General features: G+C 68.9%; 29 protein-coding genes and 1 tRNA gene. 13 read left to right on the top strand and 17 right to left on the bottom strand.

Annotated features, from left to right (window positions below; all coding sequences use genetic code 11):
• Positions 1–78 precede the first annotated feature (78 nt).
• The gene (locus H0I76_RS04320) at positions 79–414 is read right to left on the bottom strand and encodes a HesB/IscA family protein (RefSeq protein ID WP_200607451.1); all 336 of its coding nucleotides are present in this window, start codon (positions 412–414) and stop codon (positions 79–81) included.
• 104 nt (positions 415–518) lie between these two features.
• Between H0I76_RS04320 and H0I76_RS04315 the strand changes: the two genes are divergently transcribed.
• The 6 genes from H0I76_RS04315 (at position 519) to scpB (ending at position 7,194) form a co-directional block, all read left to right on the top strand.
• Positions 519–1,703 carry a deoxyguanosinetriphosphate triphosphohydrolase gene (locus tag H0I76_RS04315; RefSeq protein ID WP_200607448.1) on the top strand — a complete coding sequence of 395 codons (1,185 nt, stop codon included), beginning with the start codon at positions 519–521 and terminating at the stop codon, positions 1,701–1,703.
• A 115-nt stretch (positions 1,704–1,818) separates the two neighbouring features.
• The gene (argS, locus tag H0I76_RS04310; RefSeq protein WP_200607870.1) at positions 1,819–3,564 is read left to right on the top strand and encodes an arginine--tRNA ligase; all 1,746 of its coding nucleotides are present in this window, start codon (positions 1,819–1,821) and stop codon (positions 3,562–3,564) included.
• Positions 3,565–3,640: 76 nt separating this feature from the next.
• A complete protein-coding gene (locus tag H0I76_RS04305; RefSeq protein WP_200607446.1) occupies positions 3,641–4,594 on the top strand; it encodes an SPOR domain-containing protein in 954 nt (317 codons plus the stop codon).
• The gene (locus H0I76_RS04300) at positions 4,591–5,610 is read left to right on the top strand and encodes a glycoside hydrolase family 3 N-terminal domain-containing protein (protein WP_407704249.1); all 1,020 of its coding nucleotides are present in this window, start codon (positions 4,591–4,593) and stop codon (positions 5,608–5,610) included. Before H0I76_RS04305 ends, H0I76_RS04300 begins: the two co-directional genes overlap by 4 nt.
• Entirely contained in the window at positions 5,603–6,433 is an 831-nt protein-coding gene (locus H0I76_RS04295) for a segregation and condensation protein A (protein ID WP_200607442.1), read from the top strand. The genes H0I76_RS04300 and H0I76_RS04295 overlap by 8 nt, the downstream gene beginning before the upstream one ends.
• Positions 6,434–6,474: 41 nt before the next feature.
• Complete coding sequence (gene scpB / locus H0I76_RS04290) at positions 6,475–7,194, top strand: SMC-Scp complex subunit ScpB (RefSeq protein ID WP_200607868.1); 720 nt, start codon at positions 6,475–6,477, stop codon at positions 7,192–7,194.
• Positions 7,195–7,258: 64 nt separating this feature from the next.
• Here the strand turns inward: scpB and H0I76_RS04285 are convergent, their stop codons facing one another.
• The 8 genes from H0I76_RS04285 to H0I76_RS04250 form a co-directional block, all read right to left on the bottom strand.
• Positions 7,259–8,344 (bottom strand): 2'-deoxycytidine 5'-triphosphate deaminase, encoded by a 1,086-nt coding sequence (locus H0I76_RS04285; protein WP_200607440.1) that lies wholly within the window; start codon positions 8,342–8,344, stop codon positions 7,259–7,261.
• 85 nt (positions 8,345–8,429) lie between these two features.
• A tRNA-Pro gene (locus tag H0I76_RS04280) sits at positions 8,430–8,506 on the bottom strand.
• A 121-nt stretch (positions 8,507–8,627) separates the two neighbouring features.
• Positions 8,628–9,125 carry a MerR family transcriptional regulator gene (locus H0I76_RS19665; RefSeq protein ID WP_200607438.1) on the bottom strand — a complete coding sequence of 166 codons (498 nt, stop codon included), beginning with the start codon at positions 9,123–9,125 and terminating at the stop codon, positions 8,628–8,630.
• Complete coding sequence (gene ihfA / locus H0I76_RS04270) at positions 9,122–9,421, bottom strand: integration host factor subunit alpha (RefSeq protein WP_200607436.1); 300 nt, start codon at positions 9,419–9,421, stop codon at positions 9,122–9,124. Before ihfA ends, H0I76_RS19665 begins: the two co-directional genes overlap by 4 nt.
• 153 nt (positions 9,422–9,574) lie before the next feature.
• The gene (locus tag H0I76_RS04265; protein ID WP_200607434.1) at positions 9,575–10,552 is read right to left on the bottom strand and encodes a beta-ketoacyl-ACP synthase III; all 978 of its coding nucleotides are present in this window, start codon (positions 10,550–10,552) and stop codon (positions 9,575–9,577) included.
• The gene (plsX, locus tag H0I76_RS04260) at positions 10,549–11,652 is read right to left on the bottom strand and encodes a phosphate acyltransferase PlsX (RefSeq protein ID WP_200607432.1); all 1,104 of its coding nucleotides are present in this window, start codon (positions 11,650–11,652) and stop codon (positions 10,549–10,551) included. The genes H0I76_RS04265 and plsX overlap by 4 nt, the downstream gene beginning before the upstream one ends.
• 79 nt (positions 11,653–11,731) lie before the next feature.
• Positions 11,732–11,938, bottom strand: a complete 207-nt coding sequence (rpmF, locus tag H0I76_RS04255; RefSeq protein WP_200607429.1) for a 50S ribosomal protein L32 — start codon at positions 11,936–11,938, stop codon at positions 11,732–11,734.
• Between the two features lie 174 nt (positions 11,939–12,112).
• Complete coding sequence (locus H0I76_RS04250) at positions 12,113–12,703, bottom strand: YceD family protein (RefSeq protein ID WP_200607427.1); 591 nt, start codon at positions 12,701–12,703, stop codon at positions 12,113–12,115.
• Between the two features lie 170 nt (positions 12,704–12,873).
• Here H0I76_RS04250 and H0I76_RS04245 point away from each other — a divergent pair, with 170 nt between their 5' ends.
• Positions 12,874–13,296 carry an outer membrane protein assembly factor BamE gene (locus tag H0I76_RS04245; protein ID WP_200607425.1) on the top strand — a complete coding sequence of 141 codons (423 nt, stop codon included), beginning with the start codon at positions 12,874–12,876 and terminating at the stop codon, positions 13,294–13,296.
• Positions 13,297–13,340: 44 nt separating this feature from the next.
• On the opposite strand, the gene H0I76_RS04240 is transcribed toward H0I76_RS04245, so the two are convergent.
• From H0I76_RS04240 to ribB, 4 genes are all read right to left on the bottom strand, one after another.
• A complete protein-coding gene (locus H0I76_RS04240; RefSeq protein ID WP_200607423.1) occupies positions 13,341–14,558 on the bottom strand; it encodes an MFS transporter in 1,218 nt (405 codons plus the stop codon).
• A gap of 123 nt (positions 14,559–14,681) precedes the next feature.
• On the bottom strand, positions 14,682–15,164 hold the full coding sequence (gene nusB, locus H0I76_RS04235) for a transcription antitermination factor NusB (RefSeq protein ID WP_200607421.1): 483 nt from the start codon (positions 15,162–15,164) through the stop codon (positions 14,682–14,684).
• Positions 15,164–15,700 carry a 6,7-dimethyl-8-ribityllumazine synthase gene (locus H0I76_RS04230; protein WP_200607419.1) on the bottom strand — a complete coding sequence of 179 codons (537 nt, stop codon included), beginning with the start codon at positions 15,698–15,700 and terminating at the stop codon, positions 15,164–15,166. Before H0I76_RS04230 ends, nusB begins: the two co-directional genes overlap by 1 nt.
• A 3-nt stretch (positions 15,701–15,703) precedes the next feature.
• The gene (gene ribB, locus H0I76_RS04225) at positions 15,704–16,822 is read right to left on the bottom strand and encodes a 3,4-dihydroxy-2-butanone-4-phosphate synthase (protein ID WP_200607417.1); all 1,119 of its coding nucleotides are present in this window, start codon (positions 16,820–16,822) and stop codon (positions 15,704–15,706) included.
• Positions 16,823–17,129: 307 nt separating this feature from the next.
• On the opposite strand from ribB, the gene H0I76_RS04220 reads away from it, so the two are divergent.
• Positions 17,130–17,657 carry a GNAT family N-acetyltransferase gene (locus H0I76_RS04220; protein ID WP_200607415.1) on the top strand — a complete coding sequence of 176 codons (528 nt, stop codon included), beginning with the start codon at positions 17,130–17,132 and terminating at the stop codon, positions 17,655–17,657.
• Positions 17,658–17,694: 37 nt separating this feature from the next.
• Here H0I76_RS04220 and H0I76_RS04215 read toward each other — a convergent pair whose 3' ends face one another.
• Positions 17,695–18,294: a riboflavin synthase gene (locus tag H0I76_RS04215; RefSeq protein ID WP_200607412.1), complete on the bottom strand. Its 600-nt coding sequence runs from the start codon at positions 18,292–18,294 to the stop codon at positions 17,695–17,697.
• Positions 18,295–18,568: 274 nt separating this feature from the next.
• On the opposite strand from H0I76_RS04215, the gene H0I76_RS04210 reads away from it, so the two are divergent.
• Complete coding sequence (locus tag H0I76_RS04210) at positions 18,569–19,696, top strand: polysaccharide biosynthesis/export family protein (protein WP_200607410.1); 1,128 nt, start codon at positions 18,569–18,571, stop codon at positions 19,694–19,696.
• A gap of 50 nt (positions 19,697–19,746) precedes the next feature.
• Here the strand turns inward: H0I76_RS04210 and ribD are convergent, their stop codons facing one another.
• Both ribD and nrdR read right to left on the bottom strand, forming a co-directional pair.
• Positions 19,747–20,877: a bifunctional diaminohydroxyphosphoribosylaminopyrimidine deaminase/5-amino-6-(5-phosphoribosylamino)uracil reductase RibD gene (gene ribD, locus H0I76_RS04205; protein ID WP_200607407.1), complete on the bottom strand. Its 1,131-nt coding sequence runs from the start codon at positions 20,875–20,877 to the stop codon at positions 19,747–19,749.
• Positions 20,878–20,881: 4 nt separating this feature from the next.
• On the bottom strand, positions 20,882–21,352 hold the full coding sequence (gene nrdR, locus H0I76_RS04200; RefSeq protein WP_200607405.1) for a transcriptional regulator NrdR: 471 nt from the start codon (positions 21,350–21,352) through the stop codon (positions 20,882–20,884).
• Between the two features lie 224 nt (positions 21,353–21,576).
• Between nrdR and H0I76_RS04195 the strand changes: the two genes are divergently transcribed.
• Complete coding sequence (locus H0I76_RS04195) at positions 21,577–21,960, top strand: DM13 domain-containing protein (RefSeq protein ID WP_200607402.1); 384 nt, start codon at positions 21,577–21,579, stop codon at positions 21,958–21,960.
• 72 nt (positions 21,961–22,032) lie between these two features.
• Here H0I76_RS04195 and glyA read toward each other — a convergent pair whose 3' ends face one another.
• Positions 22,033–23,328, bottom strand: a complete 1,296-nt coding sequence (glyA, locus tag H0I76_RS04190; protein WP_200607400.1) for a serine hydroxymethyltransferase — start codon at positions 23,326–23,328, stop codon at positions 22,033–22,035.
• A 287-nt stretch (positions 23,329–23,615) separates the two neighbouring features.
• Here glyA and H0I76_RS04185 point away from each other — a divergent pair, with 287 nt between their 5' ends.
• From H0I76_RS04185 to H0I76_RS04175, 3 genes are all read left to right on the top strand, one after another.
• Entirely contained in the window at positions 23,616–24,383 is a 768-nt protein-coding gene (locus H0I76_RS04185) for an NAD kinase (protein ID WP_200607398.1), read from the top strand.
• Positions 24,384–24,701: 318 nt separating this feature from the next.
• Positions 24,702–25,061 (top strand): hypothetical protein, encoded by a 360-nt coding sequence (locus tag H0I76_RS04180; RefSeq protein WP_200607396.1) that lies wholly within the window; start codon positions 24,702–24,704, stop codon positions 25,059–25,061.
• 162 nt (positions 25,062–25,223) lie between these two features.
• Positions 25,224–26,408, top strand: coding sequence for an AI-2E family transporter (locus H0I76_RS04175; RefSeq protein ID WP_200607394.1), 1,185 nt, complete (start codon positions 25,224–25,226; stop codon positions 26,406–26,408).

Below are 26,408 nucleotides of genomic sequence, written 5' to 3'. Positions count from 1 at the left end.
TCAGGAGGCGGCTTCGCGGCTGAAAGCGTTCAGGCACGATCTGCGCCCGCCTCATGGCGGGCGCGTTCATTTCGAGGGTCAGAGCGAGAAGCTGGTGCCGCAGCCGCAGGTCGATGTGGCATTGGGGTTCTCGACGGCAAAGCGCGCGCCGATGAGCTCGTCCTTGAAATCGACGACGGCGCCCGACAGGAAGGGCAGGCTTTCAGGATCGACCAGCACCCGTTGCCCGCCGTCCTCGATCACCAGGTCATCGGGCTCGGGCGTGCCCTCCAGCTTGAATTCGTACTGGAACCCCGAGCAACCACCGCCAAGGACCGCGACACGCAGGCTGGCCGGCGCGCCCTGCGACTCGGCGATCTCGGCGAGTCGCGAGAAGACGCGCGGCGTCACCTTCACGGGGAGGGTCAGGTCCATTTCGGCATCTCCGCTGATGCGTAACCTTTGGCCGGGCAGGTCTCGCGCCCGGCGTCATGGTGCAGTATGTATCCAGCGCAAGCCACGGAACAAGGGGGCGGGGCATGGACGAGGACAGGCTAGCGCCCTTTGCGGCCCACCCGTCGCGCTCGCGCGGGCGGCTTCATCCAGAGGAAGAGAGCGCCCATCGCTCGCCGTTCCAGCGCGATCGAGATCGCATCATTCACTCGGCCGCGTTCCGTCGTCTCAAGCACAAGACGCAGGTCTTCGTCGAGCACGAGGGCGACTACTATCGCACGCGCCTCACGCACAGCCTCGAGGTCGCGCAGATCGCGCGCACCATCGCCCGGCACTTCCGTCTCAACGAGGATCTCGCGGAGTCGGTGGCGCTGGCCCACGATCTTGGTCACACGCCATTCGGCCATACGGGCGAGGACGCGCTGGATGCCTGCATGAAGGATCATGGCGGCTTCGATCATAACGCCCAGGCGCTGAAGATCGTGACGAGCCTCGAGGGGCACTACGCCGCCTTCGACGGCCTCAACCTGACCTGGGAAACGCTCGAGGGGATCGCCAAGCACAACGGCCCGCTTCTGACCACGGCCGACGCGCCCATGAATGCGCTGCCCTTCGCGATCGCCGACTACAACGCCCGGCATGACCTTGCGCTGCACACGCGCGCCAGCGCCGAGGCACAGGTGGCGGCGCTCTCGGACGATATCGCCTATGTCAATCATGACCTTCATGACGGGCTGCGCGCCGGCCTCTTCACCGAGGCCGAGGCCGAGGCGCTGCCACTGGTCCAGCGCTGCTATGCCGAGGTGGACAGGCTCTATCCCGGCCTCGTGCCGCAAAAGCGCCGGCACGAGGCTCTGCGCCGTGTCTTCGGCCTGATGGTGGACGACCTGTTGACCGAGACGGCCACGCGCCTGGCCGCGGCGGCGCCTGCAAGCATGGGCGCGGTGCAGGCGCTCGATGCGCCGGTCGTCGCATTCTCGTCGTCGATGGCGGGCACGATCGCGACCATCAAGGAGTTCCTCTTTCACCGCATGTACCGCCACTACCGGGTCAAGCGCATGCGCATCAAGGCGACACGCGTGGTCGACGAGCTCTTCGCGATCTTCTCGGAATCGCCGGACCTCATGCCGGACGAATGGAGCGCCGCGGCGCTTGCCGCCCCCGACGCCACGGGCCGGGCACGCGTAGTGGCCGATTACATCGCGGGGATGACCGACCGTTTCGCGCTCGAGGAACACCGCATTCTCACCGACCCGCAAGCCCGCGCCTGATCGCGTCTTGCGGCGTTGGACCATGCCGCGCCGCTGTGCTATCGACCGCGCGACCGTCCCTTGCGCCGCCGTCGCGCGCGGGCTTTCCCAAGACTGAAAGATCGACATGGCCGCCATGAACCTGTTTGCCGATATCCGCACCCTGGTCACCGACTGCCTCGCAACACTGGTGGCCGAGGGGCTGCTGCCCGACGGGCTCGATCTCTCGAACGTCGCGGTCGAGCCGCCGCGCGATGCCGCGCATGGCGACATGGCGACCAACGCGGCGATGGTGCTGGCCAAGCCCGCCGGCAAGAAGCCGCGCGAGATCGCAGAGGCACTGGTGCCGCACCTTGCCGCCGACCCGCGGGTTACCGAGGCAACGGTCGCCGGGCCGGGCTTCATCAATCTGCGGTTGGCGCCTGTCGTCTGGCAGGGCGTGGTGACGACGGCGCTGGAGTTCGGCGCCGATTTCGGGCGCTCGATGGCGGGCGAGGGACAGCGGGTGAACGTCGAGTACGTCTCGGCAAACCCGACCGGGCCCCTGCATGTCGGGCATACCCGGGGCGCGGTGTTCGGCGACGCGCTGGCGCGGCTTCTCGCTTTCGCTGGCTGGGACGTGACGAAGGAATATTACATCAACGACGGGGGTGCGCAGGTCGACGTGCTGGCGCGCTCGGCTTACCTGCGCTACCGCGAGGCCAACGGCGAGGCGGTCGAGATCCCCGCGGGCCTCTATCCCGGCGACTACCTCGTCGGTGTGGGCGAGGCGCTGGCCGGCGCCTTCGGCGACAGCCTGATGGACCTGCCCGAGGAAAGCTGGCTGCCGGATGTGCGCGAGTTCGCGATCGAGCGCATGATGGAGATGATCCGCGAAGACCTCGCGGCGCTCGGCGTCGAGATGGATGTCTTTTTCTCCGAGCGGTCGCTCTATGGCACCGGGCAGATCGAAGCGACGCTCGAGACGCTCGAGAACAAGGACCTGATCTATGTCGGCACGCTCGAGCCGCCCAAGGGCAAGACGCCAGAGGACTGGGAGCCGAGGCCGCAAACCCTTTTCAAGGCAACGGCCTATGGCGATGATGTCGACCGTCCCATCAAGAAGGCGGACGGCGCCTGGACCTATTTTGCGCCCGATATCGCCTATCACAAGGACAAGCTCGACCGCGGCTTCGACCTGCTGATCGACGTGCTCGGCGCGGATCATGGCGGCTATGTCAAGCGCATGAAGGCGGCGGTGGCAGCGCTGTCGGACAACCGCGTCCCGCTCGACATCAAGCTCTGCCAGCTCGTCAGGCTGTTCAAGGATGGCGAGCCTTTCAAGATGTCGAAGCGTGCAGGCACCTTCGTGACGCTGCGCGACGTGGTGGACGAGGTTGGCGCCGACGTCACCCGCTTCGTGATGCTGACCCGCAAGAACGACGCGCCGCTCGATTTCGACTTCACCAAGGCGCTCGAGCAAAGCCGCGAGAATCCCGTCTGGTACGTGCAGTATGCCAGCGCGCGCACCCATTCCGTCTTCCGCGCGGCCGAGGAGAAGGGGGTAGGCGTGGCCGAAGAGGCACTGCCGGGCACTGATCTTTCCTGCCTGACCGACCCCGCCGAGCTCGGCCTGCTCAAGAAGATCGCCGAGTGGCCGCGCATGGTCGAGACCGCCGCACACCACCACGAGCCTCACAGGATCGCGTTCTATCTGTATGACATCGCGTCGGAATTCCACGCGCTCTGGAATCGCGGGCAGGACGAGCCCGGGCTCAGGATCGTGCAGCCCGAGGACCCGGCGGCAACCCGGGCGCGGCTCGCCATGGCGCTTGCCGTCAGAGTTGTCATTTCGGCCGGTCTTGGTATTCTTGGTGTCACCCCTGCGAGTGAAATGAAATAGTCACGCACAAGAATAAGCTGGGGCAGAGCAGGCATACCCCGGGAGCCTCTCCGGGGCGCGACAGGCGCGGGAGGCTATGAAAGCCTATTACGACGATGAAGAGGACTATGCTGATGCCCTGAGCGCCGCGCATGCGCGTGGCGGCTGGAGGGCGAGCTTGTCCATTTGGGCGGGCGCGGCTGTCGCGCTGGCGCTGGTCGTGGGTCTTGTCTACTGGTCCTGGGGGCTGGCGACGCGCGCGCCCGACGAGGTGCCGCTGATCCGCGCATCCGCCTCGCCCGCGAAAGAGCGGCCCGCCGATCCCGGCGGCGCAGACACGCCTCATCAGAACGTGCGCGCCTTCGATGCCGCGCTTGGGCAGGGTGAGACCGCACCGCAGGTGGCACTGGCACCGCCCGCGCCTTCGCCGACATCCGAGGATGTGGCGATGGGCCGCCTCGCGCCACGGTCGGGCAGCGGCGCGTCCACCGAGGTCGTGGCCGCCGTCGTCGGCGGCGTCGAGGAGATCGACGAGCGCGCGGCAGGCCAGGCGAACCCTTCGGGCCCAAGCCCGCTGATCGAGGCCGAGCAGGCCCTGATCGAGGAAAGCCTGCGGCGTGTTCTCGCGGACGCGAGCCCGGGCGAGCCGAGCCCGCCCGCCGGTGCAAGCAGCGAACAGGCTCCCCCCTACAGCCCGGGCGTCCGCGGAAAGCCGCGCGACCTCGCGGCCCGCGTGGCATCGGCCTCGACCGTCGATGTCGATGCCGAGTTGCGCGAGAGGGCCGCAACGTCGCAGATCCAGGTCCAGCTTGGCGCCTTCCCCGACCGGGGCGAGGTCGACCGCGAGTGGGAGCGGATCTTCCAGGCAAACCGCGACATCCTCGCGGGCCGGGCGCTGGCGGTGCAGCAGACGACCTCGGGTGGCACGGTTTATTTCCGCCTGCGCGTCGGTCCCTTCCGCGACGGGCACGAGGCCAACACGGTCTGCCAGGCGCTGAAGGCGCGCGGGCAGGACTGTCTCGTGGCCATCAATACCGACCGGAGGGGCTGAGCGTGGCTGCCGCGCGCGCCTGCATCTTCGGGGTTGGCGGCCTCGCGCTGACGTCGCGCGAGCGCGACTTCCTGCGTGCGGCCGACCCTTGGGGCTTCATCCTCTTCTCGCGCAATGTCGACACGCCGGCACAGGTCGCCGCGCTCGTGGCCGAGCTGCGCGACGCGGTGGGCCGGAAGGCCCCGGTGCTGATCGACCAGGAAGGCGGTCGGGTCGCTCGCCTTCGCCCACCGCACTGGCGCGGCTGGCGCCCCGTGGCCGAGATTTTCGACGGGCGCGACGAGGCGGTTGCGCGCGAGGCGCTGGCACTGCGCTACCGCGTCATCGCGGCCGAACTCGCGGCCCTCGGGATCGACGTCGACTGCATGCCGCTGCTCGACCTGCCCACGCAAGGAAGCCACGACGTGATCGGCGCACGTGCGCTTGGCACCGAACCTGCGCGGGTGGCCGAGCGCGCCCGGGTCGTCTGTGATGCCCTCAAGGCCGGCGGCGTCCTGCCGGTGATCAAGCATCTGCCCGGCCACGGCCGTTCCACGGTCGACAGCCACGAAGGGCTGCCGCGCGTCTCGACGGACTTTGCGACTCTTGATGCCACCGATTTCGCGGCATTCCGCCCCTTGGCGGGCGAGGCGCTGGGGATGACCGCGCATATTGTCTACGAGGCGATCGACGCCGAGCGCTGCGCGACGCTCTCGCCCGACTGCATCTCGCTGATCCGGCAGGGTATCGGGTTCGACGGCTGCCTGATGACCGACGATCTGTCGATGCACGCGCTCACGGGGCCGATGGGCGCGCGCGCTGCGGACGCGATCGCGGCGGGCTGCGACCTGATCCTGCACTGCAATGGTGACATGCCGGAGATGGAGGCGATCGCCGAGGCCACGCCGCGGCTGGCGGGGCAGGCACTCGCGCGTGCGCAGGCCGCGCTCGACGCACGCGCGACGCCGGATGCCTTCGATGTGGATGCCGCGTACGCCCGTTACCTGTCCCTGACCGGGGAGGATGTTCATGCCTGACGACATCTTCGATCTCGACGGCCTCGCCACGATCGATGGCGCGCCACGTGACGCCGCCGCCATCGAGGCCGAGACCTTGGTCGTCGATGTTGACGGCTTCGAGGGACCGCTGGACCTGTTGCTCACGCTCGCGCGGGCGCAGAAGGTCGACATGCGGCGCATCTCGGTCCTGCAACTGGCCGAGCAGTACCTGGCCTTCATGACCGAGGCCCGGCGCATGCGGATCGAGCTGGCCGCCGACTACCTGGTGATGGCCGCCTGGCTGGCCTATCTCAAGTCGCGCCTGCTGCTGCCGCAGCCCGACACCGACGACGGCCCTTCGGGTGAGGAACTGGCCGCACGGCTCGCGTTCCAGCTCGAGCGGCTCGAGGCGATGCGCAAGGCGGCCGCGCGGCTGATGGCGCGCGACCAGCTGGGCCGCGATTTCTTCGCCCGCGGCATGACCGAGTCGATGACGGTCAGGAAGCGGACCGAATGGTCGGCATCGCTCGCGGACCTGCTGCGTGCCTATGCGCGGGTCAAGACGCGCGAGGAGTACCGTCCTCTCCAGATCGACCGCGAGTCGCTTTTCGCCATCGACGCGGCGCTCGACCGGCTCAAGCAGCTCGTTGGCCAGGCACTCGACTGGGGCAGCCTGGCTGGGTTCCTGCCGGAAGGCTGGGGGCTCGATCCGGTGAAGCGGCGCAGCGCGATGGCCTCGTGCTTCGCCGCTTCGCTCGAACTCGCCAAGCGCGGCGAGATCGAGATCCGGCAGGCCGAGACCTTTGCGCCGATCTACCTGCGCCGCCGTATGCATCAGGCCGTGGCCGAGCCCGCCGAATGAGCGGCGACACTGACAGCGACGACGTCGACCTGCCGACGGGCATGGAGGACGAGGACGAGGCGGTCGATAGCGGCCTTTTCGACGCGCCGCCACTCCCCGAGCAGGAGCGGATGGTCGAGGCCCTGCTCTTCGCCGCGGCCGAGCCGATGACCCGTGCCCAGATCGAGGACCGGCTTCCACACGGCTCGGACGCCGGCCAGGCGCTCGAGATGTTGCGCAGCCGCTACGAGGGCAGGGGCGTTCGGCTGGTGCGTGTGGGGCCCGGCTGGGCGTTTCGCACCGCGCCCGACCTCGGCTTCCTGATGCGGCGCGAGGCGGCAGAGTCGCGCAAGCTCTCGCGCGCCGCGATCGAAACGCTCGCGATCGTCGCCTATCACCAGCCCGTCACCCGCGCCGAGATCGAGGAGATCCGCGGCGTCAGCGTGTCGAAGGGCACCGTCGACCTTCTGATGGAACTCGACTGGATCCGGCTCGGCCGACGGCGCGAGACCCCCGGGCGTCCCGTCACCTTCGTGACGACCAACAGCTTCCTCGGCCATTTCGGGCTGGAGAGCGCGCGCGACCTGCCGGGTCTCAAGGAACTGCGCGCCGCGGGGCTGCTCGACGCCATGCCGCCCGGCACCGACGAGACCGACGAGCCCGAGGAGGAGGAGACGGAAACCTCCGACATGTTCGAGGACGAAACCGCGCCGGACGGCGATGCCGAGGAGGAACACGTCGCGGGCGAGGCCCCCGAGACGGAGCCCGAACCGCCACGCTGAGCCCGGCACGAGGCCGGCAGGCCGCGCGCAAACGTCCACCTGCGCGCGTTGCGGAGGATCACGCTCAGGGCGCGCGGAAATGCTTCGAGAGCTTCAGCGCCTGTCCCTGGTAGTTCGAGCCGATATCGCGCCCGTAGAGCAGGTCCGGCACCTCGGCCATGCGTTCGAACACCAAACGCCCCACGACCTGCCCGTGCTCGAGCGCGAACGGCGCCTCGTGGCAGCGCACTTCCAGCACCCCGCGCGAGCCCGAGCCTCCGGTCGATGAGTGGCCGAACCCAGGGTCGAAGAAGCCCGCGTAATGCACCCGGAACTCGCCCGCCACCGCCATGTAGGGCATCATCTCGGCGGCCGTCTGGGGCGGGATCGAGACCGCCTCGCGGCTCACCAGGATGTAGAAGGCGCCGGGGTCGAGGATGATCCCGCCATGCCCGCCCGGGCGCACCGGCTCCCAGAACTCCGCGACGGGGTAGTGGCCGATCTTCGCGAGGTCGATGAGCCCGGCATGGCGCCGTGCGCGCCAGCCGATGAGCCCACCCTCGGTCGCGGCCCGCAGGTCGACCGAGAAGCCGAGACCGCCATCGATCACGGGCTCGACATCGACCAGTCGGTCCTCGGCGTTGAGCGCTACCAGCGCCGCGTCGTCCAGCGCGGCCTCGCCGCGGCGGAACCTGATCTGGTTGAGCGCGAGGCCGGGGCGCACCAGCACCGAGAAGGTGCGCGGGCTGATCTCGGCGTAGAGCGGGCCCTCGTAGCCCGCCTCGACGCGGTCAAACTCGGCCGAGCGGTCGGTGATCAGCCGCGTCAGCAGGTCGAGCCGTCCGGTTGAACTCTTGGCATTCGCCGCGGCCGACATGTCGGGGGGCAGGGCAAGTCGCTCGCACAGCTCGACAAGATAGACGCAGCCCGTTTCCAGCACGGCGCCGGGCGCAAGGTCGATCTCGTGCATCGCGAAATCGTCGAGGCGCTCGGCCACCGTCCGCGTCCGTCCGGCCAGGAAGCTCGCGCGCACGCGCCAGGCCCGCCGGCCCAGCCGAAGATCGAGGCTCGCCGGCTGGATCTGCGCCGTCGTCACCTCGGGTGCGGCGGCGATCTGGCCCGCCGTGATCATCGCCCGCAATCCCTGGGAAGGCACCACGCCGTTGGTCATGCCCCTCGCTCTCCCCTGTCGCAGGTGGCGCAGCAGCGCCACGAAAACGAAAACGCCAGCGGCCCGGCCGCTGGCGTTCCCTTTTTGGTCGGGCCGGCGAGATTCGAACTCACGACCTCTTGCGCCCCATGCAAGCGCGCTACCAGGCTGCGCTACGGCCCGACAACCGTGGAAGCCCTTATACCGGTTGCGCCCCCGAGTTCAATGGGAAAGCGACGGGAATTTAATGCCCGTCGCAGGGGCGCCGCGCCGCCCGAACCGGGTGCAGCGCGGCGTTGCGCGATCAGCGCCGTTCCAGTCGCTCGAGCACCGATTCGAGGCGCTCGATCGAGGCCCGGATCCGGTCGGCAGGTGTCGCTGCCTGCTGGCCTCCTTCGCTCGCCGCCGGCTGGGCAGCGCCGAGCCGGGCCTTGAGCGAGGCGAGCCGCGCCGGCGTGTCCTCGGGCAGCGAGGGCACCAGCGGCGTCCCGTCGGCCTCGGCCTTGCCACGCGCGATTACCGCCTTGACGCCCTGCTCGCGCAGGACCTTCTGCACACCCTTGATGGTCATCCCGTCGCCGTAGAGCAGCGCCTTGATCCCACGCAGGAGCGCCACGTGGTCGGGACGATAGAGCCTGCGCCCACCGCCGCGCTTGAGCGGGCGGATCTGCGAGAAGCGCGTCTCCCAGAAGCGCAGGACATGTTGCGGAAGGTCGAGCTCGTCGGCCACTTCGCTGATGGTTCGGAACGCCTCCGGCGATTTGCCGGTCGATCCTTGCTGCGGTGCAGGAAGGTTACTCACGCCGTGCCCCCGTTCACACGCTCTTTCATGATATGCGACGGGCGGAACACCAGCACCCGGCGCGGCTCGATCGGAACCTCTTCACCGGTCTTGGGATTGCGACCCATCCGGGCACCCTTTTCGCGTACGGTGAAGGTCCCGAACGAGGAGATCTTCACATGCTCGCCACGGACGAGGGCGCTCGAGATCTGTCCAAGGATGCTTTCGACCATCTCGGCCGACTCGTTGCGCGAAAGCCCGATCTCGCGATAAACGGCCTCGCTCAAATCAGATCGGGTTAGGGTGTTGCCTGCCATCGTCCCCTCCGGAAACAGACGCCCTCGCCTCCGCGTCTTGCATTGAACATAGGACAGCGCGCGAAAACGAGTCAATGTCAATGGCTTGTGCTGCAATGCGAAAGCGGCGCCCGAGGATCGGTCACGAGGCGCCCGCGCGGGCTGCCCGCAGGCTTACCAGCGCAGCAGTGCCGAGCCCCAGGCAAGGCCGCCGCCGATGCCTTCCATCAGCAGCAGGTGGCCGGGCTGGATGCGCCCGTCAGCCACCGCGGAGGACAACGCGAGCGGGATCGAGGCGGCCGAGGTGTTGCCGTGATCGGCGACCGTGACGACCACCTTGTCCATCGGCACGCCCGCGCGCTTGGCGGTCGATTCGATGATCCGGATGTTCGCCTGATGCGGCACGATCCAGTCGACATCGGCGCCGGTGACGCCGACCTTTTCCATCACCTCGTCCGCGACTTCGGCGAGTTTTTGCACTGCGTGACGGAAGACCTCGCGGCCCTCCATCTTGAGCACGCCCGCATCGCGTGTCGAGGAGGGCCCCCCCGAGACGTAGAGGATGCGGTTGTGCGCGCCGTCCGAGTGCAGGCAGGTGCCCAGGACACCGCGGTCCTCGGCGGTGCCGACGCCGAGCCCGCCTTCCAACACCACCGCGCCGGCGCCGTCGCCGAACAGCACGCAGGTCGAGCGGTCCTGCCAGTCGAGGATCCGCGAGAAGGTTTCGGCGCCGATCACCAGCACACGCTCGGCCATGCCGCTCAGGATCAGCCCGTTCGCATTCGCGAGCGCATAGATGAAGCCAGCGCAGACCGCCTGGATGTCGAAGGCATAGCCGCGCCGCATCCCAAGGGCGTCCTGCACCCGCGTCGCGGTCGAGGGGAAGGTCTGGTCGGGCGTCGCCGTGGCCAGCACGATCGCGTCGAGATCGTTGCCTGACATGCCCGCGGCGGCCAGAGCCCGCTCGGCCGCGGCGATCGCCAGGTCCGAGGTCATCTCGTCGTCGGCAGCCACATGCCGGCGCTTGATGCCGGTGCGCGAGACGATCCACTCGTCCGAGGTGTCGAGGGTTCGGGCGATCTCCTCGTTGGTGATCACCCGCTCGGGCAGGTAATGCCCGCAACCCACGGCCCGGCTCCGCAGAACGCTCATTCGTCGGCTCCTCGCTCGGTCGAATGCCGGGCTGCGTGCTGCGCGCGCTCCTCGGCCGTCATGCTGTTGATCCGGGCGAGCCGCTGCTCGACGCCGGTGGCGAAATCGGTTGCAGCCATGCGCGCGGCAAGCCCCACGGCGGCCTCGAAGCCGACGGCGTCGGCGCTGCCATGGCTCTTGATCACCGCGCCGTTGAGGCCAAGAAAGACGCCTCCGTTCACCCGGCGGGGGTCGATGCGCCGCGCAAAGCGCTTGAGCGAGGTCATCGCCACAAGCGCCGCAAGACGCGAAAGCACCGTGTGCTGGAACGCTTCGCGCAGTCCCGCGCGAATGAAGGCGGCCGTCGCCTCGGCGGTCTTCAGCGCGACATTGCCGGTGAAGCCATCGGTCACGAAGACGTCGACGCCCTTGGCGAACATCTGCGTGCCCTCGACGAAGCCCACGCATTCGAATCCGGCATCATCCTCGGCCGACACGGCGAGAAGGATGTCGAGCGCTTCGCGCAGATCGTGGCGGCCCTTGGTCGCCTCGGTGCCGACGTTGAGAATGCCGACCCGTGGACGCTCGAGACCGAAATTGATCCGGGCATATTCCGCGCCCATGACGGCGTATTGCACCAGGTTGCGCGCATCCGCCCGGATGTCGGCGCCCATGTCCAGCACGGTGTTGTATCCATGCGGCGCGCTCGACGGCCAGTGCACCGCGATCGCTGGGCGGTCAATGCCGGGGGCCTTGCGCAACAGCAGCACCGACATCGCCATCAGCGCGCCGGTATTGCCCGAGGACACGACCGCGGCCGCCTCGCCCTTCTTCACCGTCTCTATGGCGTTCCACATCGAGCTGCCGCGATGCTCGCGCAGGGCGCGCGACGGCTTGTCGGCCATGCGCACGACATCTGCGGTGTGGCGCAGCTCGATGCGCGCACGCAGCGCCGCGAACGAGCGTTTGCGCAGGAAACGCGCAAGCTCGGCCTCGTCGCCATGCAGGATGAAGCGAAGGTCCGGCGATTCCCGCAGCGCCCGGTTCAGCCCACCGAGGACGGGAGCGGGCCCCTTGTCCCCCCCCATCGCATCAACGGAGATCACGCGTGCGCGGGTCATGTGGTTTATCGACTCAAAGGCCCGCAACGCCCTTCACGGGCGGCGGGCCGCAAGGCGCCGGGACAGCCGGCAAATGCGTTCAGGCGGCGTCTTCGTCGAGATCGACGTCGGTCACCGCAGCCACGACCTCGCGATCGCGGTAGTGACCGCAAGCACCGCAGACGTGGTGCGGAAGCTTCAGCTCGCCGCAGTTCGGGCACTCGTTCGAGGCCACCGCTTTCAGCGCGTCGTGGCTGCGGCGCATCCCGCGCTTCGACCGCGTTTTCCGGTTCTGAGGGACTGCCATGATCTAACCTCTGCTCTTGTCGCACTGGCGCCACTCGCGGGCGCGCGATATCGCGGTAACTTTCCCCGGCACAGGGCGCCGCGGCACCGCAAGGTGCCCCGGTTCGGCTCTCCGGTGAACGAGACGCGGAAAATACTCGCTTTCGACGCCGGGGCAAGTGCTTTTTTCCCACCGTCAATCCGACTCTCCGGCAAGACGCGCCCGCAGGCTGGCGAGCTTGGCAAATGGCTTCTCCGCCTCAGGGTCCAGCGGCGCGGCACCCGGCGGCGTTCGAGACATGGTCCCCAGCTCGGCACCGGGCGCGCGGGGATAGGGGTCGATTGCCAGCGCAAGCTCCTCGACCAGGATCGCCCCAAGGTCGATATCCTCGCCCAACGGCTCGGGCGGTTCCTCCTCGCCTTCATCGCCGCTCTCGCCGATGTTGATCGCGATCACGCCTGGCCGCTCGGCGCCGGGCTGGAACGCGCGCCGCACCGGCGAATCGACATCCGTCTCAATCGGCTCGAGCGTGACGACGCAGACCTGGCCGACCCGCGCCTTCAGCCGCGCATCGAGCCGCCAGCCCTTGCGCCCATACGCCGCGATGCCGCCTTCGAGGGCGACATCCGAGAGCGACTTGATCCCCATGAACTGCGCGAGCCGGTCGAGCTCGGCGGCGTCGGGCACCAGCGATACCGGCGTTTCAGCCTCGGCAGAGAGACTTGCGACCGGCACTTTCCGGCTCAGCGGCAGGGGGCGGAGGTCGGGCTCAAGGGGATCGGTCATCGGGCCTCTCCGTGATTGGTGTCCGCGGGCGGCCGGCGCGCGCCGTGGGTGCTGCGGTCTTCTTCCACCGGGCTAGCGCGTCGCTTGAATTTAGTCCAGACGCGGGGTAGGGGAAACCACGTGAACGAGGGACCACAGGCATGACGCGGTTCGGACATCTGACGTGCGCGATGGCTCTTGGGGCCGCGATCCTCGGCTGCTCGCCGGTGATAAGCACGCATGGTTTCGCCCCCCCGGACGAGCAGCTTTCCGAGATTGCCGTCGGCCAGGACACGCGCGGCTCGGTTCGCCGCAAGATCGGCCGCCCCGGTCTCGATGGCGTCTTCACCGATGAAGGCTGGTATTATGTGTCCAGCACCGTCGAGCGGCTGACCTGGCACGAACCGAAGGTGACCGACCGGCGCATCGTGGCCATCGCCTTCGACGAAAACGATACCGTGACCGCGATCAACCGCTACGGGCTCGACGACGGCCGGTTGGTCGACCTCGAGACCCGGACCACGCCCACGCGTGGCCGCGACCTGACGGTGCTCCAGCAGCTGCTCGGCAACATCGGCAACATCTCGGCGGATCAGGTTCTCCAAGACCAATAAGGCCTCCGGCCACGGCACGGGCCCGCGCGGCTGCAGGTCCCCGTTCAGGCGCGGACCCGCACGCCTTCGCGTAGCACGAGCCAGATCAGGGCCGCGCCGGCCGCCGTCAGGAAGGGCAGCATGGCGAGGTTCACGGCCATCCAGCCGAACGATGCCATCAGCGCGCCCGACCCGAACGACGCGGCCGTGACCAAGCCCATCACGAGGAAATCGTTCAGGCCCTGGACCCGGGCTCGTTCCTCGGGCAGATGCGCGCCCGCCAGCATCGACGTCGCGCCGATGAAACCGAAGTTCCAGCCGATGCCCAGCAGGATCAGCGCCGCGGTGAAGTGCTCGATCTCGATGCCGGCCAGCGCGACCATCGACGCGAGCGCCAGGCAGGCGAGCCCCGCCGCGATCACCCGCGGCGCGCCGAAGCGGGCGATCACCGGCCCGGTGAAGAAGCTCGGCGCATACATCGCCAGCACGTGCAGCCGCACCACGCCGGCCGCATCGGGCGTGCCGAAGCCGCAACCGATCATCGCCAGCGGCGTCGATGTCATCACCAGGTTCATCAGGGCGTAGGACACCATCGCGCAGAGCATGGCGACCACGACCCGCCGGTCGGCGAGGATCTCGGACCAGGGCCGCCCGGCGCTCTCGCCCCGCGCGCGTCGCGCGGGTCTGGGGATGTCGAGGAACATCACCGGCAGCACGCCGACAAGGTTCAGCACGATCACGGCGCGGTAGGCGCCGGCGAAGGGAATCGGCTCCATCGCGTCCTGGAACCAGATGACCAGTTCGGGTCCCAGCAGGGCCGCGATCAGCCCGCCCGCCATGACGTAAGAGATAGCCTTGGGCCGAAAATCGGGGCTTGCCATGTCAGCAGCCGCGAAGCGGTAGAAGTTGTGACAGGCCATGTAGATGCCGGTCAAAGCTGCAGCGGCGCAGAAAAGTACGAAATCCTTCTGCGCGATCGCGTGGACTGCCAGCGCGGCACCCGCCGTCCCCGCCAGGGCACCCAGTGCGAAGCCGACCCGGCGCCCGAGTCGGCCCATCAGCAGCGACATCAGCGGTGCCGCCAGCATCGAGCCCAGCACCGTCATCGAGATGGGAACGGTGGCCAGCGCCTTGTTCTCGGCCAGCATCGCCCCGACCAGGCCGCCCAGGATGAAGTGCACAGGCAGTTGCGCGCCCAGCACCGACTGCGCCCAGGCGAGGATCGCGACCGCGCGCCGGGCGCGGCCGTCGTCATGCGGTGTCGAGATGCACAGCTCGGTCATGTGGTCCGTCTAGTGCCTGCCGCCGCTGCACGCAATGCGACGAGACGACGGGCAGGGTTGCGCGCGGTGCAGGGCTTGCGATCGGCGTCATCCGTTCGCGCAGGGCGGGCCATGCCGCCTGCGTCAGCGGGGCTGCATGTCCGCCGCGCGGACTTCGCGGGCCATGTGGTCGAGCACGGCGTTGACGAACTTCGCCTCCTTCCCTTCCGAGAAGAATGCTTTCGTTACATCGACATATTCCCCGATGCTCACCTTCGGCGGAATGTCGCTGCGCGAGATCAGCTCGTGGCCTGCCGCGCGGAAGATCGCGCGCAGCGTCGCGTCCACGCGGCCGAGCGGCCATTTCTCGATCAGCGCGCGATCGGTCAACTGGTCGATCGCAGCCTGGCGCGCGACCACGCCCTCTAGGATGTCACGGAACAGGTCGACATCGGCCTCGCGATACTGCTCGCCATCGATCTCGGCGCCCAGCCGGTGGGTTTCGAACTCGCGGCGGACCGACTTCCAGTCGGTGCCGGTGATCTCCATCTGGTAGAGCGCCTGCACGGCCGCGAGCCGCGCGGCGGAGCGGGCCAGCCGGCCCTCGGTGTGCGCGCGCGACGGCATCATGCGGTCCGCGTGCTGGCCGCGACCGCGGCCGTCATCACGTCGGCGGAAGGCCCCGACGGGCCGGCGCGAAAGCGGCGCGCCAGCGCGATCATGTGCACTGCCGCCGCGGCAGCGCCGCCGCCCTTGTCCATGTCGGCCGGATTCGCCCGCGCCTCGGCCTGCGCCATGTTCTCGCAGGTCAGGATGCCGTTGCCGATGCAAAGCCCCCTCTCGACGCCCAGCAGCATCAGCCCGCGCGAGCTGTCGTTGCACACGGTGTCGTAATGCGTGGTCTCGCCGCGGATCACGCAGCCCAGCGCGACATAGCCTTCGTATCGGCCGCTCTCGGCGGCGAGGCGGATCGCGGGCGGGATCTCCAGCGCGCCGGGCACCTCGATGACCTCCGGCGCCGCACCGGCCTCGTCCAGCACGGCGCGCGCACCGGCCAGGAGCCCGTCGGCGATGGCGCGGTAGAAGGGCGCGACCACGATCAGCACGCGCGGGGCAGGGGTCAGGCGCGGGAGCGGCAGCCCTTCGGACTCGGTCTTGACCATCGATCAGCCTCCGCGCCGGGGGATCGGCCGGGTCTCGACGATCGAGAGCCCGTAGCCGTTGAGGCCCACGACCTTGGGCGCGGGCGAGTTTGTCAGCAGGATCATCTCGGTGATCCCGAGGTTGAGCAGGATCTGTGCGCCGACACCGTACTGGCGCAGTTGCTTCGGCCCCGGATCGGTGCGTGGCCTCAGCCGGTCCGAGATCGCGGTGGGCGAGCTGTCGCGCAGCATCACCACCGCGCCGCGCCCTTCGGCCGCGACGGCGGCCATCGAATCGGGCACCTGGGTCGCGCGCTCGGGATGCAGCGCGATCACGTCCTCGAGCGGGTCAAGCACATGCATCCGCACCAGCGCGGGCTTGCCGTCGTCGACCCGCCCCTTGATCAGGGCATAGTGCTCGCCCCCGTCGGGCGAGTCGCGGAACACCCTCAGCCGCCAGGTGCCGCCGATCATCGAGGTGATCTCCACCTCGTCCACGTCCTGCACCAGGTTGTCGTGACGGCGGCGATAGGCGATCAGGTCCGAGATCGTGCCGATCTTGAGCCCGTGGCGCTGGGCGAAGGCCACGAGGTCCGGCAGCCGCGCCATGGTGCCGTCGTCCTTCATGATCTCGCAGATCACGCCAGCGGGCGTCAGCCCGGCCAGCCGAGCGATGTCGACGGCCGCCTCGGTATGGCCCGCGCGGACCAGCACTCCGCCCTCGCGCGCGCGCAGCGGGAAGACATGCCCCGGCGTCGCGATGTCGGCGGGCACCGAACGCGGGTCGATCGCCACCGCGATCGTATGTGCCCGGTCATGCGCCGAGATGCCGGTGGTCACCCCCTCGCGCGCCTCGATCGACACGGTGAAGGCCGTCTCGTGGCGCGAGCGGTTGTTCGAGGACATCAGCGGCAGCCCCAGCGCGTCGACCCGCTCGCCCGGCATGGCAAGGCAGATCAGCCCGCGGCCATGCATGGCCATGAAGTTCACGGCATCTGGCGTCGCCATCTGGGCGGGAATGATCAGGTCGCCCTCGTTCTCGCGGTCCTCGTGGTCCACGAGGATCGTCATGCGCCCGTTCCGCGCCTCCTCGATGATCTCGGAGATGGGGGAGATGGCGTCGGTCCAGTCGGTGTCGGACATGAGGGCTCGGGGCTCCGGCTCGCGGTATCGTCGAGGCGCACTTAACCCGGACCGCGGACGATTTCCAGTGGCGAGCGGGGCGGCGGCCTCCATGAAGTCGAGGAAGGGTTTCCATTTGGCCGGCCTGCGTGTCTAAGCCCGGCCGCGCGAGGCGTCTCGGCTCCCATCCGGCACGCGCGCCATGGCACGACCCCGACCACGATCTTTCGCCCCGCGGACATGACGCCATCCTGGTCGTATCCTTCGCGTGGAACGTTGATCCTCGTCGGCAGGGTCGCGCGTGCCGAGCCGCTGGCCGGGGAGCCCGATGACAGAGAGCCTCGAGATTCGCGAGAGCGATGCCGGCGACCGCGCCGCGATCGACGCGCTCTACACTGCCGCCTTTCCCGAGGAGGATCTGCTCTCGCTGATCGCCGATCTGCTCGGTCGCCCTGACGACGTTCTTTCGCTGGTCGGCCTCGTCGGTACGGAGATGGTGGGGCATGGCATCTTCACGACCTGTGCGGTATCCGGCGGGGACTATCGCGTCGCCCTGCTGGGACCACTCGCCGTCGCCCCGGCCCGTCAGGGACAGGGCACAGGCACGCGGATCGTCCGCGCCGGCCTGCAACGCCTGGCGGGGCAGGGCTTTAGCCGCGTCTACGTCCTCGGCGATCCTGCATATTACCGGCGTTTCGGGTTTGCCCCGGACGCGGGCGTGGTCCCGCCCTGTCCGATCCCGTCCGAATGGCGCGGTGCTTGGCAGTCGCTCGGGCTTGGCGGCAACGATCAGTGCCTGACGGGCACGCTGGTCGTGCCGCGGCCATGGCAGCGGCCCGAGCTATGGGCGCCCTGAGCGGTGGCTGCTGACCTAAGCCCGGCGCCGGGGCAGCTCATCCCGCCTCACGCAGCCGCGCCACGTAGCGCGCCATCAGGTCGGCCTCAAGATTGACGTCCGAGCCCACGCCCTTGCCCTTGAGGCTGGTCACCTCCCAGGTGTGCGGGATGATGTTGACCCCGAAGCGGCTGCCATCGACCTCGTTGATCGTCAGCGAGATGCCGTCCACCGCGATCGAGCCCTTCTCGGCAAGGAACTTCGCCAGCGCTGCGGGGGCCTCGATCGTCACGCGGTGCGAGGCGCCCTCGGGCCGGATCGCCACGATCCGCCCCAGCCCGTCGACATGGCCCGAGACGATATGCCCGCCAAGTTCGTCGCCGACGCGAAGCGCTGGCTCGAGGTTCACCGCGTCGCCAGCCTTCCAGGTGCCAAGCGTGGTGCGTGCGCGCGTCTCGGCCGAGGCCTCGACCGCGAACCAGTTCTGGCCCTCGCGCTGGCCCTTCTCGACGACCGTCAGGCAGATGCCGTTGCAGGCGATGGAAGCGCCGATCTCGATCTGGCCGGCGGGGCGGGCGCAGGCGATCTCGAGCCGCGTGTCCCCGACCTCGGATACGGCCAGGACGCGTCCCACCTCGCGCACGATTCCGGTGAACATGAGCAGGCTCCCTTCGGTTCGCGGCGCCATCCGCGTCGCGGCCAGCGTTACAATCTGGCGCCCGCCCGAACAAGCCCCGCGATCCGGAGCGCGGAGCGGGCGGCGGCATGCGCGAGTGTTGCATCGCTGCTCTGGGACTTGGCGGCGCTTTGGTCTAGTGTGCCGCGCGCACGCGGCGAAGGCGTCCGTCCGGGCAGCGCTCCGGGCCAGTGGGGGGCGCCGCGCGCCAATGACAGGCGAGACCCGGCTGCGGGTCCGAGCAGGAGAACGAGGGATGATGCGATCGACGCGGGTGCTGCTGGCGGCCGCCATTTCGCTGGGGCTGGCGGGGTGCGAATTGCCGCGCAGCGGCCCCTACTACAGCGAACTCACGACGACCGAGAATGCGCCGCTGCCCTTCAGCGTGGTCAGCGTGACGCCCGACGTGGTTGCCGCAACCATGATCGACGAGCGGCGCGGCTTCGCCAAGGCGTTCCTCGACCAGCCCGCCGAGGATGTCGACCGCATCGCCCGCGACGACGTGCTCAGCATCACCATCTGGGAAAGCGTGGACGAGGGGCTGCTGAGCCCGCAGGGCGTGGGCGCGACGCCGCTGCCCAATGTCATGGTCGACGAGCGCGGCATGGTCTTTGTGCCCTATGTCGGACCGGTCCGGGCCGCGGGCCGCACGGTGAGCGAGCTTCGCGACGCGATCCAGACGTCGCTGGCCGAAAAGACGCTCAACCCGCAGGTCGACGTGCAGCCGGTCAGTTCGAACGGCCGGCGCGTCAGCGTGCAGGGGGCGGTCAACGCGCCGGGGCTCTACCCGATCGAGCGCTCGACCAACCGGCTGCTGCCGATGCTGGCGCGCGCCGGCGGCATCCGCGAGGATCCCGAGGTCATTCTCCTCAGCCTGCGTCGCAACGGGCACGAGGGCGAGATCTGGGTGCAAGACCTCTATGACAACCCGGCGCTGAACGTCGCGCTGCGCCCGGGCGACTCGGTGATCGCCGAGCGTGACCGGCGGGTCTTCACCATCCTCGGCGCGGTTGGCGGTCAGTCGCTGGTTCCCTTCCCAAGTCGCGACGTCACGCTGACCGAGGCGATGGCTCGCGCGGGCGGCCTGATCGACCAGATCGCGGACCCGACGGGTGTCTTCCTGTTCCGCGAGGAACTGCCCGAGGTCGCCGCCCGCGTGCTGGCGCTCGAGGGCGTCGAGGCAGCCCCACAGGGCACGCGCATCGCCTATGTCGTCGACATGACCAAGCCGGGCGGCATGTTCGTCGCCCGCGATTTCCGCCTGCGTGACCGCGACACGCTGTTCGTTACCAACGCGCCCTTCGTGCAGTGGCAGAAGGTCATGCAGTCGATCGCGCCGCTGGTCGGCTTCTCCGCCTCGGTCCGGACCCTCTCGGGGAACTGATCGCGAATACCCAAGACGCGCGCCTCCTCGCCAGGGCGCGGACGTCCCGCTCAACTGCGGCGCCAGACGCTCAGCGTGTCGGCGCCCACGCGCTCGATGCGATCGAGGGCGAGCGCCGGGGCCTCGGCCAGCCGGCCCAGGCCGAGAGGGCCTACCGACGCCGTGCCCTCCGCGCCGATTGCCTTGCCTGCGGTGAAGAGCCAGAGCTCGTCCACAAGCCCGGCTCGCAGCAGCGAGGCGGCGAGCCGGCCGCCCCCCTCGCACAGCACCCGGGTGAGCCCCGCGCCGGCGAGCGCGTCGAGCGCGGCACCGGGATCGACCTCGCGGCCGTCCCCGGGGATCGGGATCAGCCGGGCCCCGCTGTCGGTCAGTGCCTTCGCCCGATCCTCGGTCGCGGTGGCGCTGGGCCCGTGCAGGATCCACAGCGGCTGCGTGCCGGCGCTGCGTGCCAGCCGTCCGTCCGCGGGCAGCGTGAGCCGGCCGTCCAGCACGACCCGCACCGGTTGCGGCGCGTTCGCGCCAAAGCCGCGCACATCCAGCATGGGGTCGTCGGCCCGCGCCGTGCCCGCGCCGATCAGGATCGCGTCCGATCGCGCCCTGAGCCCGTGCACCCTCAGCCGCGCCTCGGGTCCGGTGATCCAGCGGCTCTCGCCGCTGGCGGTCGCGATCCGGCCGTCGAGGGTCGTGGCCAGTTTCAGCGTCAGATGCGGCCGCCGGTGCTCGATCCGACGGAGGAACCCGGCGTTGATCGCCGCCGCCTCGGCAGCCATCACGCCGATGTCGACCGTGAGGCCCGCGGCGCGCAGCCGTTCGAAGCCGCGCCCCGCCACGCGCGGGTCGGGGTCGCCAAGCGGGCAGACAAGCCGCGCGATCCCGGCGGCGACCAGCGCGTCCGCGCAGGGAGGGGTCAGTCCGTGATGGGCGCAGGGTTCGAGCGTGACATAGACGGTGGCGCCCTTCACCGCCTCGGGCCCGGCCAGGTCATTGGCCGCGGCCAGGGCCTGCGCCTCGGCATGCGGGCGCCCTCCGGGCGCGGTCACGCCCCGGCCCAGCAGCCGCTGGTCCTGCACGATCAGCGCCGCCACCGCGGGATTCGGCGCCACGCGCCCCAGCCCGCGCCGGGCGAGGCTCAGCGCCATGGCCATCCAGCGGCGGTCCTCGGCGGCGGTCGTCCCGCCCATCGGGTCAACTGTCCTGCGGCTGGGACTGCGGTCTGAGTTCGGACACGAAGTCCTCGAAATCCGTAACTTCCTGGAAGTTCTTGTAGACCGACGCGAAACGGACATAGGCGACCGTGTCGATCCGGCTCAGCGCCTCCATCACGATCTCGCCGATCGTGTCGGACGGGATGTCGGTGTCGCCCATGCTTTCCAGACGCCGCACGATGCCCGAAATCATCTGCTCGATGCGGTCGGGTTCGATCGGGCGTTTCTGCAGCGCGATCCGGATCGAGCGCGCGAGCTTGTCGCGGTCGAAATCCTCGCGCCGGCCGTTCTTCTTGACCACCACGAGGTCGCGCAGCTGCACGCGCTCGTATGTCGTGAAGCGTCCACCGCAAGCCGGACAACTTCGCCGCCGCCTGATCGCGACGTGATCCTCGGCAGGGCGTGAGTCTTTAACCTGGGTTTCGGTGTTGCCGCAGAACGGACAGCGCATCTGGCTCCCCTCGATCCTTCATCGCCGAGCACTATAGGGATACGCCAATGCGTTGTGTAGTAGGGGAAAGCGCCCCCCATATCTCGAATGGCGAATTATACCCGCGCTGTGGCTTCACGATGCGCCACAGACAGTCAATCGGGTGTGATCCCGTCTTCCACCAGATCACCATGACAATCACTTGCGCAGTGCCACGGCAGAACCATGAAAACCGGAGGGTCACAATGCGCGGGATCGTAGCAACCGGACTTGGCCTCGCCCTTTCGCTGGCGATGGCCCTACCGGCGTCGGCCGGCGCCGGCGGCGCGGGTGCGTTCACCGGCGACAGCAATCATGTCGCGAAAGGCGCGGTCGAACTCGTCGAGGCCGATGGCGGCTGGGAAATCCATCTCAAGGACGATTTTTGGTTCGACGGCGCGCCGGATCCGCGTGTGGGCTTCGGCACGCGGGGCAGCTTCGCCGCCGGCACCGATTTCGCGCCGCTGCACCGGAACGCAGGGGCACCGTTCTACAAGGTGCCCGCCGGCATCGACCCCGCCGATTTCGACACGGTGGTTATCTGGTGCCGCAAGTTCTCGGTCCCGCTGGGGCACGCAAGGCTGAACTGAGACACGCGCCCCCGGGAACGACAAGGGCCGGAGATGATCTCCGGCCCTTGGTTGTTCGGCGTGACTGTGGCGTCAGAGCCCTTCGTAGATCGGGAAGCGGTTGCAGAGCGCCTTGACCTTGCGCTTCACCGCCTCCTCGACCGCGCCGTTGGCTTCCTCGCCATGCGCCGCGAGGCCGTCGACAACCTCGCAGATCAGCTTGCCGATCTCGACGAACTCGGCCTCGCCGAAACCGCGCGTGGTTCCGGCGGGCGTGCCCAGGCGGATGCCCGAGGTCACCATCGGTTTTTCGGGGTCGAAGGGGATGCCGTTCTTGTTGCAGGTGATGTGCGCGCGGCCCAGCGCCTTCTCGGCAGCGACGCCCGTGACCTTCTTCGGCCGCAGGTCGACCAGCATCACATGGGTGTCGGTGCCGCCCGTGACGATGTCGAGGCCGCCCTCGATCAGCGTCGCGGCCAGCGTCTGCGCGTTCTTCACCACCTGCGCGGCATAGGCGCGGAACTCGGGGCGCAGCGCCTCCCCGAAAGCCACCGCCTTGGCGGCGATCACATGCATCAGTGGGCCGCCCTGCAGGCCGGGGAACACCGCCGAATTGATCTTCTTCGCGATGTCCTCGTCGTTGGTGAGGATGATGCCGCCGCGCGGACCGCGCAGGGTCTTGTGCGTGGTCGAGGTCGCGACATGGCACCACTCGAGCGGGTTCGGATGCTGGCCGCCGGCCACCAGCCCCGCGAAATGCGCCATGTCGACATGCAGGATCGCGCCCACGCTGTCGGCGATCTCGCGGAAGCGCTTGAAGTCGATCTGCCGCGGAATGGCCGAGCCGCCGGCGATGATCAGCTTCGGCTTGTGCTCGGCAGCCAGCGCCGCGACCTGGTCGTAATCGATCAGGTTGGTGTCACGCGTCACGCCATACTGGACCGCGTTGAACCACTTGCCCGACTGGCTGACCCGCGCGCCATGGGTCAGGTGCCCGCCCGAGGCGAGATCCATGCCCAGGATCGTGTCCCCGGGCTGGACCAGCGCCATCAGCACCGCCTGGTTGGCCTGTGCGCCCGAATGCGGCTGGACGTTCGCGAACTTGCAGCCGAAGAGCTGGCAGATCCGCTCGATCGCCAGTTCCTCGGCGACATCGACATACTGGCAGCCGCCGTAATAGCGCCGGCCCGGATAGCCCTCGGCATACTTGTTGGTCATCACCGAGCCCTGCGCCTGCATGACGGCGCGGCTGACGATGTTCTCGGAGGCGATAAGCTCGATCTCGTCGCGCTGGCGCGTCAGCTCATCCGCGATCGAGCCGAACAACTCGGGGTCGCGGGCGCTGAGATCCTCGGTGAAGAAACCCTTGTCGCGGGTTGTCGCGTCCATGTGGTCGCCTCCTTGCAGCGGTTGTCGTGGGCGTCTGGTGGTCACGGGGCATGGCCACCCTGCTGACGTCCCGTCAGCCGGTGGATTTCGCGCGCTTCTACACAAAAGCAAGCCGCTGGCAAACGGCAGTTCGCCAAAGAAAATCTTAAGGGCCCCATAATTTCCTCTCCGCGGAAGATGGCGCGCGGCGCGGCCTCCGGCGCGCGGGGTCGGATTGCCGCCTGACGGGGATGCCGCTAGGCTCGGTCCGACCATGACGCGGGGGCGACGGAGGGGCGGCGGGGCCGGTGGCAGTCACACGCATAGCATTCTTGGCGAGCTCCGCGGACGAGGCGCAGGCGGCGCAGGCGGCGCTCGAGCGCCGCTATGGCAGCGTGCAGCCAGAAGAGGCCGACGTGATCGTCGCGCTGGGCGGCGACGGGTTCATGCTGCAGACGCTGCACGCGACCATGGGGCTGGAGAAACCGGTCTATGGCATGCATCGCGGCACGGTCGGCTTCCTGATGAACGACTACGCCGAGGAGGGCTTGCCCCGGCGCCTTGCCGAGGCAAAGCGGGCCGTCATCAACCCCTTGCACATGGTCGCCGAGACCTGCGGCGGCAGCCGGCACGAGGCGCTCGCCATTAACGAGGTCTCGCTGCTGCGCCAGACGCGGCAGGCGGCCAAGATCCGCGTGATCGTCGATGGCGAGGAGCGGCTACAGGAACTGATCTGCGACGGCATCCTGGTCGCGACGCCTGCAGGGTCGACCGCCTACAACCTCTCGGCCCATGGACCGATCCTGCCGATCCGCGCGCGGCTGCTGGCCCTCACGCCCATCTCGGCCTTCCGGCCGCGGCGCTGGCGCGGTGCGATCCTCCCGCTCGAGACCCGTGTGACCTTCGAGATTCTCGAGAGCGACAAGCGCCCGGTCTCGGCGACCGCCGACCATGTCGAGGTCCGCGACGTGCTGCGCGTCGATGTCGCAGCGGCGCCCCAGATCGAGCTCCAGCTGCTCTACGACCCGGGTCACGGCCTCGAGGAGAGGTTGATTCGCGAGCAGTTCGCCACTTGAGGCGATTCTCGCGCATCGAGCCGCCCGAGAGGCCCTGACGCGGCGTCATGCCGGCACGAGTTGTTTCGATCTGACACAACCTGCGGCGGATTTCGTCCCTCTGAATGCCCGCCATATTTCGGCGACATTCTTGGCCAACCTTGCCTGCGGGTTGGGTGGAGCGTGAATGTGTCTTGTGTCGTGTTGTTTGGCTGCTTGGCGTCTGCTTCCCTCGTGGCGTCGTATGCTTTGGGGGCAAATGCGTCGGTGTGCCGCTTGCTATTTGAGTGCCGCGTCCACCCGCCGCGTCCGGTCTTGCCGGTCGCGGCGGGGAATTTCGTGGCCTTCGCGAGAGACACGCGCGGCGCGATCACGCTCGACTGGATGACCCTTTCGGCCGGTCTCGCGGTTCTGGCCGTCCTCGTCGTCGCCACATTCACTTACTTTGACCTGCTCAACGGCGAGGCGCTGGCCGCGCGCGTCGAGGCCGACGGGCGCGCGCATGCCGCCTCGAAACTCAAGGCCGAGCGGGTCGATCCCGGCGCCCAGTATGCACCCGGAACACCCGTCTTCGACCCGGGTGGCCGCGACCCCGGGGCGCTCGATGCACCTCCCACGTTGCCGTCTCCGGGCGCGGAAGCCTCCGACCCCGGATCATCGTCGCAGAACGCGGACGTTGTGCTGGCCCCGAACGCCTGAGCGGCCCCGGCGGGCACGGGACCGGCCCGCCTGCGCAGCTCACCGGCCCGGGTCATCCCGCGAGATTGCCTGCGTCGATCCGGTTGACGCGGCTGCGACGCGCCTGCACACCATGCCCGACGGAACGGGATCTTGAGCGCGCGAACGAGGCGGACGGACGGGATGACGATCGGCGAGCAGCTGAGATGGTGGGGCTTGGGCTTTGCCGTCGTCTGCGTTTTCGTCTGGCTTCTGGCCGATGCGCTGATGCCGTTCATCCTTGGCGCGGCCATCGCCTATCTCTGCGATCCGCTGGCCGACCGGCTCGAGCGCCTGGGCCTCAGCCGCCTCATGGCGACCGCGGTGATCACGCTCGCCGCGATCGGCGCGGCTGGGCTTGCCGTGTTGCTGGTCGTTCCCGCGCTGATCGAGCAGGTCCGCGCAGCGCTCGAAAGCGCCCCGATCTATCTCGAGCGCGCGCGCGGCTTCCTGGAGACCTCGCTGCCGCAATTGTCCGAGCCCGACAGCGTCCTGCGCAGCGGGCTCGAGGCCTTGCGCAGCCGGATCGAGGGCTGGAGCGTGTCGGCCGTCCAGAAGATCCTTTCGGGAAGCATCGCGGTCATCGACTTCCTGCTCGTGCTCTTCATCACGCCGGTTGTGGCCTTCTACCTGCTCTACGACTGGGACCGGCTGGTGGCGCAACTCGACGACATCTCGCCGCGCCAGCACCAGCCCGTCATCCACCGGCTGGCGCGCGAGCTCGACGATGTGCTCGCGGGGTTCGTGCGCGGACAGCTTACCGTCTGCGCGGTGCTCGGCACGTTCTACACCATCGCCCTCAGCGCGGTCGGGCTGCAGTTCGGGCTCCTGGTCGGCGCCTTTGCCGGGCTGATCAGCTTCATTCCCTTCGTCGGCTCGATCCTGGGCGGTGCGATCTCGATCGGCATCGCGCTCGCGCAGTTCTGGGGCGACTGGCAATACGTCGCGGCAGTCGCGGCGATTTTCGCCGCAGGGCAGGCGGTCGAGGGCAACGTGCTGACGCCCAAGCTGGTGGGCGGCCATGTCAAGCTGCACCCCGTCTGGCTGATGTTCGCCCTGTCCGCCTTCGGCTCGCTGATGGGTTTCGTGGGCATGCTGATCGCCGTTCCCGCGGCTGCCGCGATCGGGGTGCTCGTCCGTTTCCTCGTCGAGCAGTACAAGACCGGCCGGCTCTACCAGGGCAGCGCCGCGATGCAGGCGGCCGAGGCCCGGGCGCTGGGCCTCGCGCAGTCGGGCGCCGAAACGCATGCACCGGCGAAGCCCGCCGAGGCCGCGGCGGATAACGGGGAGCCCGATCCCGCGCGCGCGCATGAGGAGCAGTCAAGGTGA

The organism is Thermohalobaculum xanthum (assembly GCF_016623495.1).
Taxonomy (GTDB): domain Bacteria; phylum Pseudomonadota; class Alphaproteobacteria; order Rhodobacterales; family Rhodobacteraceae; genus Thermohalobaculum; species Thermohalobaculum xanthum.
Note: the sequence above shows the minus strand (reverse complement) of the source record. Positions and strands in the feature narration are given on the sequence as shown.

Bases quoted from the DNA above. Each gene is read 5' to 3' on its own strand.
- scpB (WP_200607868.1), top strand. From the start codon at position 6,475: ATGGAGGACGAGGACGAGGCGGTCGATAGCGGCCTTTTCGACGCGCCG.
- nusB (WP_200607421.1), bottom strand. From the start codon at position 15,164: ATGCCGTCGCGCGCGCACACCGAGGGCCGGCTGGCCCGCTCCGCCGCG.
- ihfA (WP_200607436.1), bottom strand. From the start codon at position 9,421: ATGGCAGGCAACACCCTAACCCGATCTGATTTGAGCGAGGCCGTTTAT.
- H0I76_RS04210 (WP_200607410.1), top strand. From the start codon at position 18,569: ATGATGCGATCGACGCGGGTGCTGCTGGCGGCCGCCATTTCGCTGGGG.
- glyA (WP_200607400.1), bottom strand. From the start codon at position 23,328: ATGGACGCGACAACCCGCGACAAGGGTTTCTTCACCGAGGATCTCAGC.
- H0I76_RS04245 (WP_200607425.1), top strand. From the start codon at position 12,874: ATGGCTCTTGGGGCCGCGATCCTCGGCTGCTCGCCGGTGATAAGCACG.
- H0I76_RS04220 (WP_200607415.1), top strand. From the start codon at position 17,130: ATGACAGAGAGCCTCGAGATTCGCGAGAGCGATGCCGGCGACCGCGCC.
- nrdR (WP_200607405.1), bottom strand. From the start codon at position 21,352: ATGCGCTGTCCGTTCTGCGGCAACACCGAAACCCAGGTTAAAGACTCA.
- H0I76_RS04230 (WP_200607419.1), bottom strand. From the start codon at position 15,700: ATGGTCAAGACCGAGTCCGAAGGGCTGCCGCTCCCGCGCCTGACCCCT.
- argS (WP_200607870.1), top strand. From the start codon at position 1,819: ATGAACCTGTTTGCCGATATCCGCACCCTGGTCACCGACTGCCTCGCA.
- H0I76_RS04320 (WP_200607451.1), bottom strand. From the start codon at position 414: ATGGACCTGACCCTCCCCGTGAAGGTGACGCCGCGCGTCTTCTCGCGA.
- H0I76_RS04175 (WP_200607394.1), top strand. From the start codon at position 25,224: ATGACGATCGGCGAGCAGCTGAGATGGTGGGGCTTGGGCTTTGCCGTC.
- H0I76_RS04315 (WP_200607448.1), top strand. From the start codon at position 519: ATGGACGAGGACAGGCTAGCGCCCTTTGCGGCCCACCCGTCGCGCTCG.
- H0I76_RS04240 (WP_200607423.1), bottom strand. From the start codon at position 14,558: ATGACCGAGCTGTGCATCTCGACACCGCATGACGACGGCCGCGCCCGG.
- H0I76_RS04265 (WP_200607434.1), bottom strand. From the start codon at position 10,552: ATGAGCGTTCTGCGGAGCCGGGCCGTGGGTTGCGGGCATTACCTGCCC.
- rpmF (WP_200607429.1), bottom strand. From the start codon at position 11,938: ATGGCAGTCCCTCAGAACCGGAAAACGCGGTCGAAGCGCGGGATGCGC.
- H0I76_RS04295 (WP_200607442.1), top strand. From the start codon at position 5,603: ATGCCTGACGACATCTTCGATCTCGACGGCCTCGCCACGATCGATGGC.
- ribB (WP_200607417.1), bottom strand. From the start codon at position 16,822: ATGTCCGACACCGACTGGACCGACGCCATCTCCCCCATCTCCGAGATC.
- plsX (WP_200607432.1), bottom strand. From the start codon at position 11,652: ATGACCCGCGCACGCGTGATCTCCGTTGATGCGATGGGGGGGGACAAG.
- H0I76_RS04250 (WP_200607427.1), bottom strand. From the start codon at position 12,703: ATGACCGATCCCCTTGAGCCCGACCTCCGCCCCCTGCCGCTGAGCCGG.
- H0I76_RS04285 (WP_200607440.1), bottom strand. From the start codon at position 8,344: ATGACCAACGGCGTGGTGCCTTCCCAGGGATTGCGGGCGATGATCACG.
- H0I76_RS04305 (WP_200607446.1), top strand. From the start codon at position 3,641: ATGAAAGCCTATTACGACGATGAAGAGGACTATGCTGATGCCCTGAGC.
- H0I76_RS04195 (WP_200607402.1), top strand. From the start codon at position 21,577: ATGCGCGGGATCGTAGCAACCGGACTTGGCCTCGCCCTTTCGCTGGCG.
- ribD (WP_200607407.1), bottom strand. From the start codon at position 20,877: ATGGGCGGGACGACCGCCGCCGAGGACCGCCGCTGGATGGCCATGGCG.
- H0I76_RS04215 (WP_200607412.1), bottom strand. From the start codon at position 18,294: ATGTTCACCGGAATCGTGCGCGAGGTGGGACGCGTCCTGGCCGTATCC.